Source organism: Paraburkholderia sp. SIMBA_054, from assembly GCF_046534875.1.
GTDB classification, from domain to species: domain Bacteria; phylum Pseudomonadota; class Gammaproteobacteria; order Burkholderiales; family Burkholderiaceae; genus Paraburkholderia; species Paraburkholderia hospita.
Genome location: NZ_JAWRXV010000055.1, coordinates 49,803 through 64,410, shown reverse-complemented (window position 1 = coordinate 64,410; position 14,608 = coordinate 49,803). Strand labels below are relative to the sequence as shown.

At 64.6% G+C, this 14,608-nt stretch carries 9 protein-coding genes; 2 read left to right on the top strand and 7 right to left on the bottom strand.

Going from position 1 to position 14,608, the window contains the following annotated elements:
* Positions 1 to 115: 115 nt before the first annotated feature.
* The 7 genes from guaD to SB822_RS42225 form a co-directional block, all read right to left on the bottom strand.
* The gene (guaD, locus tag SB822_RS42255) at positions 116 to 1,453 is read right to left on the bottom strand and encodes a guanine deaminase (RefSeq protein WP_090838145.1); all 1,338 of its coding nucleotides are present in this window, start codon (positions 1,451 to 1,453) and stop codon (positions 116 to 118) included.
* Positions 1,454 to 1,490: 37 nt separating this feature from the next.
* Positions 1,491 to 2,531, bottom strand: coding sequence for an adenosine deaminase (locus tag SB822_RS42250; protein WP_086915143.1), 1,041 nt, complete (start codon positions 2,529 to 2,531; stop codon positions 1,491 to 1,493).
* A 91-nt stretch (positions 2,532 to 2,622) separates the two neighbouring features.
* A complete protein-coding gene (gene xdhC / locus SB822_RS42245) occupies positions 2,623 to 3,633 on the bottom strand; it encodes a xanthine dehydrogenase accessory protein XdhC (RefSeq protein WP_007745217.1) in 1,011 nt (336 codons plus the stop codon).
* A 100-nt stretch (positions 3,634 to 3,733) separates the two neighbouring features.
* Entirely contained in the window at positions 3,734 to 6,163 is a 2,430-nt protein-coding gene (gene xdhB, locus SB822_RS42240) for a xanthine dehydrogenase molybdopterin binding subunit (protein WP_410857456.1), read from the bottom strand.
* Positions 6,160 to 7,695, bottom strand: a complete 1,536-nt coding sequence (xdhA, locus tag SB822_RS42235) for a xanthine dehydrogenase small subunit (RefSeq protein WP_090838149.1) — start codon at positions 7,693 to 7,695, stop codon at positions 6,160 to 6,162. The genes xdhB and xdhA overlap by 4 nt, the downstream gene beginning before the upstream one ends.
* Positions 7,696 to 8,898: 1,203 nt before the next feature.
* Positions 8,899 to 9,405 (bottom strand): disulfide bond formation protein B, encoded by a 507-nt coding sequence (locus tag SB822_RS42230; RefSeq protein WP_007576489.1) that lies wholly within the window; start codon positions 9,403 to 9,405, stop codon positions 8,899 to 8,901.
* Between the two features lie 105 nt (positions 9,406 to 9,510).
* Positions 9,511 to 10,911 carry an amidase gene (locus SB822_RS42225; protein ID WP_090838141.1) on the bottom strand — a complete coding sequence of 467 codons (1,401 nt, stop codon included), beginning with the start codon at positions 10,909 to 10,911 and terminating at the stop codon, positions 9,511 to 9,513.
* A gap of 205 nt (positions 10,912 to 11,116) precedes the next feature.
* Between SB822_RS42225 and SB822_RS42220 the strand changes: the two genes are divergently transcribed.
* Positions 11,117 to 12,874 carry a cation:proton antiporter gene (locus SB822_RS42220; protein ID WP_007576491.1) on the top strand — a complete coding sequence of 586 codons (1,758 nt, stop codon included), beginning with the start codon at positions 11,117 to 11,119 and terminating at the stop codon, positions 12,872 to 12,874.
* Positions 12,875 to 13,035: 161 nt separating this feature from the next.
* Entirely contained in the window at positions 13,036 to 14,460 is a 1,425-nt protein-coding gene (locus SB822_RS42215) for a gamma-glutamyl-gamma-aminobutyrate hydrolase family protein (protein ID WP_090838139.1), read from the top strand.
* Positions 14,461 to 14,608: the final 148 nt, after the last annotated feature.

Sequence of the window (14,608 nt, the reverse complement as noted above, 5' to 3'; positions counted from 1 at the left end):
CGTCTTGGGTTTGCGTGGCATACATGCTCCTTGAGCTACATGTTATGCCTTGAACACAAAATCTATGACAGGCCCCACGCAACGCGCCCCCCAACGCGTCGCAGACGAAAAAAAATCAAGCAGCGATCCGCGCGCTCCCGGCAACGCTTTGCCGGACATCATCACGCCGATGCACCCGCTGCCCAGCGGCATAAGTCTCAAACACAGCCCGATCATCCCCAAGCAGCGCAAACGCGAACAACAGCTCCTCAAGCGTCTCAGTACGCGCAGTCCGCCGCGCCAACAACGGCGTAGCTTTAGGATCAAGCACCACAAAATCCGCCTCAGCCCGAGGCCTTAACGTCCCAACCCGATCGGCAAGATCAAGCGCCTCAGCCGCGCCAGCAGTAGCCAGCCAGAACATCCGCGTAGCGGTCAAATGATGCCCACCCAGCCGCGCAACCTTATGCGCTTCATTCATGGTCTGCAGCATCGAGAACGACGTACCGCCACCCACGTCGGTCGCCAGCGCAACAGGCATCCCCGATTCCGCAGCCTTGTCGAAATCAAACAGGCCACTTCCAAGAAACAGATTCGACGTCGGGCAATGGGCAGCAACGGAGCGCGTCTCGGCCATGCGCCGCCGATCTTCAGCATCGAGATGAATACAGTGCCCATACACAGCCCGCGGCCTCAACAACCCATAGTGATCGTAGATGTCGAGATAACTGCGATGACCAGGAAAAAGACCCGCGACCCACTTCACTTCGTCATGATTCTCGGCGACATGACTTTGAATGAACACATCAGGATGCAGCTTCGCCAGCGCGCCCGTCGCTTCGAGTTGCGCCTCCGTCGAAGTCGGCGCAAAACGCGGCGTCAGCGCGTACATCTGACGTCCCTTGTTGTGCCAGCGTGCAATCAGTTCGGCGCTGTCGTCGTAGCCCGATTGCGCGGTGTCGCGCAGAAACTCGGGGCAGTTGCGGTCCATCAGCACCTTGCCGCCGATCATCCGCACATTGCGCCGCTGCGCTTCAGTAAACAACGCATCCGCCGATTGCTTGTGCACCGTGCAGTAAACGAGTGCCGTCGTCGTGCCACACGCAAGCAGCTCGTCGATGAAAAAGCGCGCCGTGTCCTGCGCGACAGCAGCGTCGCTGAAACCGCGCTCGGTCGGGAAAGTGTACGTGTCGAGCCACGGTAACAGCCCCGGCGCCGGCGACGCAATCATGTCCGTCTGCGGATAATGAATGTGCGTATCGATGAAACCGGGGACGATCAGCTTGTCGCGCATCTCGACCACCTGCGTGGCGGGCGCGAGTTGCGCAGCGACAGACGCATACGCGCCCGCCGCGACGACATGTCCGTCTTCGACGATCAGAAGGCCGTCTTCGTTGAAGACTGCAGCATTGGACGATTGCGCAGGATCGCCGTTGAACGTCAGCAGTTGCGCGCGATAAGCTGTTTGAGTCATGGTGAAACCGTCTCCGAACTATAAGATCAAGCGGGGATCAAGCGGATGCGCGCCAATGCGCATCGAGTTTGGCGATCATCGCGTCGCGCTCCGCAGGCGTCACGAACGACGCTTCGAAGCTGTTGCGGATGATCGTGTACACCTCGTCGTCGTCGAGCTTGAGGGCGTCGATCGTCGCGAGGTAGTTTTCGTTGACGTAGCCGCCGAAGTAGGCGGGATCGTCGGAATTCACGGTGACGGCGACGCCCTTGTCGAGCAGCGCCTTCAAGGTGTGTTTGGTCAGATCGTCGAACACGCATAGCTTCAGGTTCGACAGCGGGCACACCGTCAGCGCGACGCGCGTGTCGGCAAGCCGCGTGACGAGCGCCGGGTCTTCGATGCTGCGCACGCCATGATCGACACGGTCCACTTTCAGCAGATCGAGCGCTTCGTAGATGTACGACGGCGGACCTTCTTCGCCCGCGTGCGCGACCAGCTTCAAGCCCTTATCGCGAGCCTTGGCGAACACGCGCTCGAACTTCGACGGCGGATGGCCGCGCTCCGATGAATCGAGGCCGACGCCGATCAGCCGGTGTTTGTATTGGTCGAACAACGGCAGCGCTTCGTCGAAGGTTGAGAGCGCATCTTCTTCGGACAGGTGCCGCAGGAAGCACAGAATCAGCTTGCTCGTGAGGCCGCGCGTTTCCGCTTCGGCCAGCGCGCGCTCGATGCCCGCGACCACGGTCGCAATCGGCACGCCGCGCTCGGTATGCGTCTGCGGATCGAAGAAGATTTCCGTATGCACGACGTTGTCCGCGAGCGCGCGCTCGACGTAGGCCATCGTCATGTCGTAGAAGTCCTCTTCCTTCAGCAGCACGCTTGCGCCTGCATAGTAGATGTCGAGAAACGACTGCAGATCGGTGAACGCGTACGCGGCGCGCAGCGCGTCGATCGAGTCGTACGCAAGCTTCACGCCGTTGCGTTCGGCCAGCTTGAAGATCAGCTCAGGTTCGAGCGAGCCTTCGATATGAATATGCAGCTCGGCCTTCGGTGCGCCGTTCGTCTTGTGAGCTAGCGGGGAAAGTGTGGTTGTCGTCATGGTCGGTCAATGATTCGGGTTATCGGTTGATTTATTCAACGCCCGATGGCTGGTCGGACGTCCCCCAATGCGTTCGATGCATATTCGATGTTCAGGCCGTCTGCGCCGCATGTGCAGCGTTGGCTTCGACGGCCTGCAGCAGTTGCGCCGCCGCCGAAATCGCAATGATTTCCGGCGACTTGTCGACGATGCCGTCTACGCCAAGCGGACATTTCATCCGCGCAATCGCGGCAGGATCGAAACCGCGCGCCGCAAGCCTGTGCTCGAACTGCTTGCGCTTCGTATGCGAGCCGATCATGCCGAAGAACGCGAAGTCGCCGCGCCGCAGGATGCGCTCGGCGAGATCGAGATCGAGCGCGTGGTTGTGCGTCATCACGATGAAGTACGTGTGCGGCGTGGCCTTGTCGATTGCTTCGTCGGGTGCGTCGTTCGCTTCGATCGTCACGTTCGTTGCGCCCAGTGTGTCAGGTGCCGGGAACTGCGCGTCGCGTTCATCGACCCAGTGCACGTGGCAGGGCAGCGTCGCGAGCACACGTACGAGCGCGGCGCCCACGTGGCCCGCGCCGAACAGCACGACGGGGAAGTCGCGCGGCGCGATGGTCTCGGTGAGCAGCGCGCTGCTGTCGTCGAAGCCCGCGCCGTCCCACAGCAAACAGTCGGCGCTTTCGACGCCCGGTTCAGGATCGGACAGCATCACCGCATCGGGTGCGGGGCCGAATGATACGCTACGCACCATCGAATGGCCCGCGGCCAAGCGCTTGGCCAGCGACGTCACCCAACCCAGGTCGCCGATATCGAGCCGCTCGAACGCGAGCACGACAGCGCCGCCGCAGCATTGGCCGAGACTCGGTCCGAGCGCGAAGCGTTCGAGCCGCCGCATGTTCGGTGCGCGCATGCCGTCGCGCAAGACGCGGCGCGCGCTTTCGATCGCTTTCCATTCGAGATGGCCGCCGCCGATCGTATGGCGCGCGGAATCGCGTGTGACGATCATCTTCGTGCCAGCGTCGCGCGGTGCCGAACCTTCGGCGCGCGCGACCGTCACGAGCACGACGGCGTCGCCGTGCGCGAGCAGTTGCTGCAGATCGGTGAGCCAGGCATGCATCCGGCGGTTCTCCATACGAGGCCGCGCGGGTTGGCCGCGCAGCCGGTTGATCTTCTGTGCGTTGCGGTCGTGTCGCGCGGCACTTTATGCGTGTGTGTTGCTATGCCGTCGTGCCCGCGCCCGCAGGTTCCTGCGACGTTGGACTGGCCGCTGCGGCGATTGTTGCAACAGGCGTGCTTGCGTTCAGCGCGTCGATCGCATCGAGTATCGCTTCGGGCGTCGCGGGCGCGCGCAGTGCAGGGGCGTGCGGTGCATCGGGCGCGGTGGCCGCGACAGCATCGCGGATCGCGAGGAACACCGAGAACGGCAGCAACAGCGGCGGCTCGCCGACGGCCTTCGAGCGGAACACGGTCGGCTCCGCGTTCGGGTTGTGGTACAGCTTTACGTTGAACGCGGCGGGCGTATCGCTGACGGCGGGGATCTTGTACGTCGACGGCGCGTGCGTCATCAATCGGCCGTCGCGGTTCCACCAGAGTTCTTCCGTCGTGAGCCAGCCCATGCCCTGAATGAACGCGCCTTCCACCTGGCCGAGATCGATGGCGGGATTGATCGACTGGCCGGCGTCGTGCAGCGCATCGGCGCGCACGAGCTTCCATTCGCCCGTCAACGTATCGATCACGACTTCGGACACCGCCGCGCCATACGCGAAGTAGTAGAACGGATGGCCCGTCAGCGTCTTCGCGTCCCAATGCACTTTCGGCGTCGTATAAAAGCCGTCGGACCACAACTGGATGCGCGCGAGATACGCCGCGCCGACCAGTTGCGCAAACGGCATCGCCGCGCCGTTCGCGCGTACTTCGCTGTTTTCGAAGGTCACATCTTCAGCGTTACCGCCGAGTTCTTTTGCGGCCAGCACGGCGAGGCGTTCGCGGATCGCGTGCGCGGCGGCTTCGGCGGCCTTGCCGTTCAGGTCGCTGCCCGTCGACGCCGCCGTCGCCGATGTGTTCGCCACCTTCGACGTATCCGTGGCCGTCACGCGCACGCGGGAGAGCGGCAGGCCGAATGCGTTCGCGACGACTTGCGCGACTTTCGTGTTCAGCCCCTGGCCCATTTCGGTGCCGCCGTGATTCACGAGCGCTGAGCCATCCTTGTAGACATGCACGAGCGCGCCCGCCTGATTCAGGAACGGCACGTTGAACGAGATGCCGAACTTCACTGGTGAATACGCGATGCCGCGCTTGAGCACAGGGCTCGACGCGTTGAACGCTGCAATCGCTGCGCGCCGCGCCGTGTAGTCGCTCGATTCAATCAGCTCATCCGTCAGCGGCGCAATCACGTTGTCTTCGACGGTTTGGCCGTAGGGCGTCACATTGCGCTCTTCGATGCCATAGAAGTTCGCGCGGCGCACGTCGAGGGGATCGCGCCTCAGCTCGCGCGCGATGCCGTCCATCATCACTTCCATCACGAGCGCGCCCTGCGGGCCGCCGAAGCCGCGAAACGCAGTGTTCGACTGAGTGTTCGTCTTACACGGCAGCGCGACGATATCGACGTCCGACAGGTAATACGCGTTGTCGAAGTGGCACACGGCGCGCGTCGCGACGGCGCCCGACAGATCCGCCGAAAACCCAGCCCGCAACGCGATCTCGACGCGCGCGCCGAGAATGCGGCCGTCGTCGTCGAAGCCGGCTTCGTATTCGTAGATCGCGTCGTGACGCTTGCCCGTGATCATGAAGTCGTCGTCGCGATCGGCGCGCAGCTTCACGGGGCGACGCAACCGGTGCGCGGCCAGCGACGCCGCGCACGCAAACAGCGCCGACTGCGACTCCTTGCCGCCGAAGCCGCCGCCCATGCGCCGACATTCGCACATCACGCTATGCGTCGGCCAACCGAACATATGCGCGACGACGTGCTGCATCTCGCTCGGATGCTGCGTCGAGCTATAGACGAGCATGCTGTCCATTTCCTTTGGCACTGCATACGCGACCTGGCCTTCCAGATAGAACTGCTCCTGGCCGCCGACTTCGAACGTGCCCGTCATCCGATGCGGCGCTTGCGCAATCTTCTCGGCGGGCTTGCCGCGCTTCAGATGCAGCGGTGGCAGCACATATTGCTTCTTCGCCTTCGCTTCGGCGGCAGTGAGCACGGCTTCGAGCGGCTCGTAGCGCACGACGTCGTCGCTCTTCGCGAGCGCCGCCGCGCGCCGCGCCAACTCATGGCTTTGCGCAACGACGATGAAGACGGGCTGGCCGAGATACAGCACTTCGCCGTCGGCGAGAATCGGGTCGTCGTGCAGCACGGGGCCGCAGTTGTTTTCACCGGGGATGTCGTCGACTGTCAGCACGGCGACGACGCCGGGTGCCGCGCGCACGGCATCGAGATCGAGCGACACGATGCGCGCATGCGCATGCCGCGACAAACCGAGCGCCGCGTGCAGCGTCTGTGCAAGCTCGGGGATGTCGTCGGTGTAGGTGGCTTCGCCGCTCACGTGCAGCGTCGCCGATTCATGGGGCAGCGGCACGCCGATGGCAGCTTGCGCGTCGTGTGCGGCAAGCGATGCGTGATGCACGAAGGCTTCCGTCTGCTTGTTCATGGCCTCTGCTCCTGCGCGCTCGCGGCTGCATCGAATGCGAACGCGTTGACGTCGCACAGCGCGAGCGGATTGGCGTCGCGTGTTTCCAGATGGAAGCGCCACAGCAGATTGCGCGCGACTTTCAGCCGATAGGCGCTCGTCGCGCGCATGTCGGTGAGCGGCTGATAGTCGGCGGCGAGCGCGTCCATCGCGCGTTGCGTGGTGGCGGCGTCCCACGGCGCGCCTTTGAGCGCGGCCTCGGCGTGCTGCGCGCGCTTCGGCGTCGCGGCCACGCCGCCGAACGCGATGCGCGCATCGGCGATCACGCCATCGGCGATGCGCAGAGCGAACGCGCCGCACACGGCCGAGATGTCCTGGTCGTAGCGCTTCGCGACCTTGTACGTGCGAAAACGCAGATCCGGCGCGGGACGCGGCACGCGGATCGCCGCGACGAACTCGCCGGGTTCGAGCGCCGTTTTCTGGTAACCGACGTAGAACGCGTCGAGCGGCAGCGTGCGCGTCTTACGCTCGCGCTGCAGCACGACGAGCGCATTGAGCGCGATCAGCGCCGGCATCGAATCGCCGATCGGCGAACCGTTCGCGACGTTGCCGCCGAGCGTGCCTGCATTGCGGATGGGGAGCGACGCGAAGCGCGTCCACAGTTCGGCGAGTTCGGGATAGTCGGCTGTCAGCGCGGCATACGCGTCTTCGAGCGACACCGCCGCGCCGATCGTCAGCGTCTGCGCATCGCGTTCGACCGTTTTCAGTTCGGCGACGTTGCCGATATACAGGATGTCGCCGAGATCGCGGAACTGCTTCGTGACCCACAGGCCGACGTCGGTGCTGCCCGCCAGCAGCCGCGCATGCGGGTGCTGCGCGCGCAGCGCGGCGAATGCGTCGAGCGTGACGGGGGCGAAGAAAGCCGGCGTGCCGTAGTCGGTGCCGCGTGTGTCGGGCGCGCGGTATTCGAAGGTGTCGTTGCGCTGGATCGATTGCAGGGCATTGACGACAGCGGCGCGGTCGAGCGCGACGCGCGGATACTGCTGCTCGTCGAACATCTTCTGCGACGCTTCGACGATCGGCCGGTAGCCGGTGCAGCGGCACAGATTGCCGGAGAGGGCGGTGTTGATTTCGTCGCGTGTCGGCAGGCCAGCGCCCGCGGGCTGGTTCTCGTACAGCGCCCACATCGACATCGCGAAGCCCGGCGTGCAGAACCCGCACTGCGAGCCGTGGCAGTCGACCAGCGCTTCCTGAACCGGGTGCAGCGCGCCGCTTGCGGCACGCAGGTCTTCGACCGTGAACAGCGCCTTGCCGTCGAGGGTCGGCAGGAACTGGATACACGCATTGACGGCTTTGAGCGTCAGTTGCCCGCGCGAATCAAGTTCACCGACGACGACCGTGCAAGCGCCGCAATCGCCTTCCGCGCAACCTTCCTTCGTACCCGTGCAATGCAGATCTTCGCGCAGGTGCTGGAGCACGGTGCGCGAAGCGGGCACGCCGCTGAGCTCGCGGACGGTTCCCTGGTGATAGAAGCGGATGGTTTGCGTTGTCACGGCGAATCCTGAAGACATTGCGGACCGGGCGCGCGTTACGCTTGGGGCCGCGCCGTAGCTGGCCTCGCGCACGTAGATCGCCATCCATGGTCGAACATAACACCACTTTGTCCCAAAAATATTTCCCCGCGCGAATGGGGGTTATTCGGCGGCGGTCATGAGGGAGGGAGGCGTGGTGCGCTGCGAGGGCGCGAATTTCGCGCGGAGCCTTGCTGGGCGGTGCTTCGATGTGCGCAGGGTTTGTGCCGAACAGGCGGTGGTGTGGCGGTATGCCTACAGCATCGACGTTTGCGGGTAGCCGGGATTTGGTTTTTGCAGCGCAAGATGCTGGTCGGATTTTTGGCTTTGCGGTGGGGGCGGGGGTATGGTTTGGGTTTTTGATGGCATCCCGCGTTGTGGTGTTTGCTGCGCATGGCGTTTGGTGCTTTTAGCCTTTGCGCTGGCATCCGCGCTATGCCTTCGTGCTTCAAGCGTCGCCCCTGTGCGGGGCGGCACCTACTTTTCTTTGCCGCCGCAAAGAAAAGTAGGCAAAAGAAAGCGGCTAACACCGCCAGTTCTAGTTTTTGCCTGAGGGCCCCCAGCCGGTCCCACGCTTCACGCGGCAACGCACCTGTTCGCGTGCGTTGCCAACGCTCTCTCTGTACGCCTCACCCGCTTCATGTACCCGCGTCGCAGCACGCCGTGCCAGATAGTCCTCCGCCGCCCAGGTGGCAAACTGTGTGTCGGCTTTCGCGCCATACGCGCCTCACTCCGGACTGGGAAGCAAGGCTGGTGTTACTGGTAAGAGCACTAACCTGTGCGGTGCGACAACCTACACACAGTTTGCCACCTGGGCGGCAGAAACCATTCGCTGTCGCCAGCCGTTGTGCGGGCGTCTGGAGCGGGTGAGGCATCTGATCGAAGCGTTGGCAACGGGCAGGCGATAGCGCGTTACCGCATGAAGGACGGGGCCGTTGGGGGCCCGCAGGCAGGAAGAAGAGTTGGCGGGGTGAGCCGCTTTCTTTTGCCTACTTTTCTTTGCGGCGGCAAAGAAAAGTAGGTGCCGCCCCGCACAGGGGCGACGCTTGAAGCACGAAGGCATAGCGCGGATGCCAGCGAAGAAAAGGCAAATGCCGGCAAAAAGGCCAGCCGCGGGCCAACACACCAACGGAACCGTTGACCACTTGAACCCGCGTTCCCCAGAAAACCCTCGGTAACCCTTTCTTACCGCGCGCGGCGATTACGCCACAGACTGAGCGCCAGCGCGACAAACGCAACGACGAACCCGATCAGCGACCAGCCAGGCAAAGAAATACCGAGAATCGGCGGATACGGCGTTTCGCACAGACCCGCGACCTTGAACACGCCCGGCAGCCAGTGAGCGGGCGGCAGACCGTCGACGATCGGCTGCAACGCATCGAACCCGCAGCTGAAGTTCGGATGCGACTGCACATACACATGTCGGGCGGCCGTCAGCAGCCCGCCAAGCGCCGACAAAAGCGCGAGCAGTTCGAGCAGCCTGACGCCCGTCCAGCCGCGGAGCCGCGCGCCGAGAAACGCGAAGATCGCGATCAGCAGATAGAAATAGCGCTGGATGATGCACAACGGGCAAGGATCTTCGTGCTCGACGAACTGCAGGTATAGCGCGCCCCCCACGAGCGCGAGACAGACGAGACCGAGTAGAACGAGCAGACTGCGCTCGCGGCGCAATGTAACGTTATCGATAATCATGATCCTGCTAGCGGTGGAAGTTCGGTAAAAGGTGCGGCGATTCTAGCCGAAGCACACGGCACATGCCGGGGCCTCCGCAAGTGACGCCGCCCATGTCAACAAATCTCAGCGAATCGTATTCAATACCGCTTCGACGGCCCGTCCTATTCCCAGCAGCGCGTCGTCCGCGTGCGGCGCGGCGGCCAGCATTAGCCCGACAGGCGCGCCGCCGCGTGGATGACAGGGCAGCGAGATCGCGCACGCGTCGAGAAAATTGAAAGCGCTCGGGTTGCGCAGCACGAGGCCGTTGGCGCGGAAGAACGCCTCGTCGTCATCGACCAGGCCGGCGACGCGCGGCGGCACGATCGGCACCGTCGGCGCGACGACGGCGTCGAAGCGCTGCCACATCGTGCGCGCTTCGGCCAGCATGGCGGCGCGTTCGGCGAGCAGGTCGAGATAGTCGGCGGCTGTCGCCGGCTGGCCCTTCAGGATGCGCGTGAGCACGCGCGGATCGTACGCGTCGCGTTGCGCTTCCAGGAGCGGCCGGTGCCACGCGTAGGCTTCGATCGGCGAAAAGCCGAAGCGGTTGATCGTGGCGAGCCGGTCGAGCGGCGCGAAGCGCACGTCGCTGACGATTGCGCCCGCCGCCTCCAGATGCTTGAGCGCGGTGTCGTAGGCCTGCGCGACTTCCGGCTCGACATCGTCCGTCACGTAATGGTTCAGCACGCCGAGGCGCACGCCTTCCAGCCGACGCGCAGACGGAACGACAGGCTCGAGCCCGGCGAGAATCCGGTCGACCAGCGCGCAGCACGCGACCGTCGCGCCGATCGGGCCGAAGGCGTCGAGCGTCGGCGAAAGCGGCACGCCGCCTTGCTTCGGCACGCGGTCGGCGGTCGGCTTGAAGCCTGTCAGGCCGCATAGCGCGGCAGGAATGCGCAGCGAGCCGCCCGTGTCGCTGCCGAGCGCGACGGCCGCCATGCCGTCCGCCACCGACGCCGCCGCGCCCGACGACGATCCGCCCGACACCCGTTCGTCGCCCTTCACGCCGCGCCGGTACGGCGACAGCGGGTTGCCGTAGTGCGGGTTGAGGCCGAGGCCGGAGAACGCGAATTCGCTCATGTTCGTGCGTCCGACGATCACGGCGCCCGCGCGCTTGAGTCGCGCGACGGCGGGGGCGTCGGACGTGGCGGGCGCGGCGTTCGCGAGCACCTTCGAGCCGGCGCGCGTCACCTGGCCTTCGATGTCGAACAGGTCCTTCACCGACACGGGAATGCCCGCGAGCGGCGACAGGACGGTGCCGGCTGCGCGCAGGCGGTCGTGCGCGTCGGCGGTGGCGCGGGCGTTGTCGGCGTCGACCTGCATGAAGACGGCCGCGCCCTGGCCGGCGGGATCGGCGATGCGTTCGAGCGCCGCTTCGACGAGCGCGCGGCTGGTGGTACGGCCGGCGGCGAGATCGGCGGCGAGCTGGGCGAGCGGCGGGAAGGGCGTTGAATCGGGTGACGCGGCGGGTGACGTGGCGTTGGTCATGGCGTTGAGATCGAAGGTCGGCAGTCGAGAACCGTATTGTGACGCGTCGGGCGCGATCGGCGCGAATGCATCAAGACCGCGCGACGCCGCGCGAGTTTCGCCGAAAGCCGCTGTTTGTATCCTTTCTTCGTGCTGCGCTAAATGGTTTTTAACCGTTCGTGCGTTACCATCGCGTTCTGGATTACTTTTTGTAAGGAACAAGACTATGCACCACGGCATCGGCTTCATTCAGGATCTGGCAGTCGTAATGGCGCTCGCCGGCGTCGTTACCGTGCTGTTCCATCGCCTGAAACAGCCGGTGGTGCTCGGCTATATCGCGGCGGGCGTGATCATCGGGCCGTACACGCCGCCGTTCCAGCTGATCCACGACGAGCAGACCATCCAGACGCTCGGCGAACTCGGCGTCGTGTTCCTGATGTTTTCGCTGGGTCTCGAGTTCAGCCTGCGCAAGCTGTTCAAGGTCGGCGCGACGGCCATCGTCGCCGCGCTGTCGGAGATCGTGCTGATGCTGTGGATCGGCTACGAGATCGGCAGCGCGTTCGGCTGGAGTTCGATGGATTCGCTGTTTCTCGGCGCGATCCTCGCTATTTCGTCGACCACCATCATCGTCAAGGCGCTCTCCGAACTCGGCCTCAAGCGTGAGAGCTTCGCGCAACTGGTGTTCGGCATTCTGATCGTCGAGGACATTCTCGCCATTGCGATGCTGGTGCTGCTGTCGGGTATTGCGCAGACGGGCGAGCTGTCGGCGGGCGTCGCGTTCGTCACGCTCGGCAAGCTGATGCTGTTCATGACGGTGTCACTGGTGGTCGGCATTCTGGTCGTGCCACGCGCGCTCAACTACGTCGCGAAGTCGCAGAGCGACGAGATGCTGCTCGTCTCCGTGCTCGGCTTCTGCTTCGCGTTCTGCCTGCTGGTCGTCAAGCTCGACTACAGCATCGCGCTCGGCGCGTTCCTGATCGGCGCGATCATGGCCGAGTCGCGCCACCTGCACCGCATCGAGCATCTGATCGCGCCGCTGCGCGACGCGTTCTCGGCGATCTTCTTCGTGACCATCGGGCTGATGCTCAACCCGGCCGTGCTGGTCGACTACGCGTGGCCGATCGCCGTCATCACGGTTGCCGTGATTCTCGGCAAGATCGTCTCGTGCGGGCTCGGCACCTTCCTCGCGGGCAAGGACGGGCGCACGGCGATGCGCGTCGGCATGACGGTGTCGCAGATCGGCGAGTTCTCGTTCATCATCGCGTCGCTCGGCCTCACGCTGAAGGTGACGAGCGCGTTCCTCTATCCGATTGCCGTAGCCGTCTCCGCGCTGACGACGCTCTTCACGCCCTACCTGATCCGCGCCGCCGACCCGCTCACGCAACGCCTTGGCCGCGCGATGCCGCGCACGGTCGCCAACGTGTTCGGCATGTACGGGCAGTGGCTCGGCAGTCTGCGGCCTGCTTCGGGCGAGCCGACCGTGTTCGGCCTCACGCGTCGGATCATTCTGCAGATCGCGGTCAATCTCGCGATCGTCGCGGCGATTTTTCTGGGCGCGTCTTATGGCGCGCCTTACGGGAGTGGATTTATCGAGAAATGGCTGCCGTCCGAGCCGATGCAGCGCGTCGTGCTATGGAGCGCGGCGCTGCTCGTCTCGCTGCCGTTTCTCGTCGCCGTCTACCGGAAGACCAAGTCGCTTGCGCTGTTGCTGGCCGAAATCAGCGTGCAGCCGGCGAAGGCAGGGCGCTTCACGAGCGCGATCCGCTACGCCATTTCGGACCTCGTGCCTGTCGTTTCGATGCTAGGCGTGTTTCTGCTCGTCGCGGCGCTGTCGAGCACGATTCTGCCGCCGACGGGCCTGCTCGTCGCCGTGCTGGTCGTCGCCGCGCTGCTGCTGACGCTGTTGTGGCGCTGGTGCGTGCGGATTCACGCGACGATGCAGATCGCGCTGCGCGAAACCTTCGATGAGCAGCCCGATCCATGATGTGGTGCGCCCGCATCGCGCCGATTGAGACACGTTCGCGCAAGGTTGCATGTTGTGTCCTGATGTGACGAATTGTGTGCTGGTTTGCCCCGGTGGGGCGCGAGGCGGATAATGAGACATGTCTAATCGTTCGCGCGCGAAGACGCGTCTGTCAAACAGTCATGAGCGAGAACAACTCCGATAACGCCGGCACACCCGGCACACCTTCTCCTTCGACGAGCCAATCCGGCGCAGCCGGGTCACCATCGTCACCGGCCCCTTCGTCGACTCCCTCGGCCCCAACACCCACGCCCACTCCCGCACGGGAAGCCAAAGAAGCGGCTTCCACCGATTCCCCCGAAAGCGCCTCCAATGTGACGCCCGAGAACGCCGCCGCCGCGCAGCGACGCGAGGCCGAGCAGGCACGCACGAGCGCCGCGCAGGCTAGCGCGCAGCAGGAAGCGGCAGCGCGGGTGCAGTCCGTCGTGTCGAACGCGGAACGGGCGGCGGCAACGGCGGCGTCGGCGAACCCGCCAGCCGCGAGCGCTGAGTCAGGCGCGACGTCCGGTGCTACGGGCGCGCCGGTTAAGGCGCCTACGGGCGGCGAGCCGGACGGCACGCTCGGCGCGTCGGCCAAAAAAGACGGCTCTCCGCCGCCGGGCTTCGGCTCGGCACCGGATTTCAGCGCATCCAATCCGCCACCCGCGAGCGCCTATCCGCCGGGACCGCCTGCTTATCTGAAGCACAACGATTCGGCGTGGTCCGTGTTCGGGCGAATCATTGCGGCGCACGCGCGGCAGATTTTCGACCGCGCGGGCCGCAGGATCACACAGCGGACGTTGCGCATTGGCGTGTCGGCGCGAATCTTCCACCCGGAGCCGGGCGCGAGAGGGTTGCGCGGGAAGACGCTGCAGTATCTGGAAGAGTCGATCGCGCACTGGGTGATGTCGCGCGACGTGCTCGTCTTCATGATTCCTACGGTCGGCCATCAGGGGATGCTGCACCCGAGCAACATCCGCCTGCGCGACTACGCGAAGCATCTGGACGGTCTGCTGCTGCAAGGCGGCGCCGACGTGTCGCCGCAGTCGTACGCTGAGGTGGCGACGCGTCCCGAATGGCCCGGCGATCGCGTGCGCGACATGTACGAACTCGAGCTGCTGCACGAGTTCGTCGAGTCGGGCAAGCCCGTGCTCGGCGTGTGCCGCGGCTGCCAGCTGATCAACGTCGCGTTCGGCGGCACGCTGTATCAGGACATCGCGACGGATGTGCCGACGGCGGGCATCCACGTCAACGAGCATTACGACCAGCATCGACATTCGATTCATTTCCCCGAAGGCTCGACGCTCGTCAACATGTTCCCGGGCCGGCGCGAGGCGATCGTCAATTCGATCCACCACCAGGCGGTCAACCAGCTGGGACGCGATCTGAACATCGAGGCGGTGTCGGGGACGGACGGCATCATCGAAGCCGTGCGCTACCGGCGCGCGCCGTTCGTGATGGGCGTGCAGTGGCACCCCGAGTTCCACCGCGCGGGCGGTCCCGAACTGCTCGATTGCACGCCGTTGCTCGATACGTTCCTGCGGGTCGCGCGCGAAACGCGCTTCTGATTGCTGCGTTTTCTGCGTTTTTCGATTTGACGCGAGCGGGCCGCTGATGGCTCGCTCGCGTTTTCATTTCTATCTGTCGCAAGTCTGCGCGGCACCTGGTTGCAAACCCATGCGCTTGGAAAACAACGGTTGTTTTTACGATCTTTTG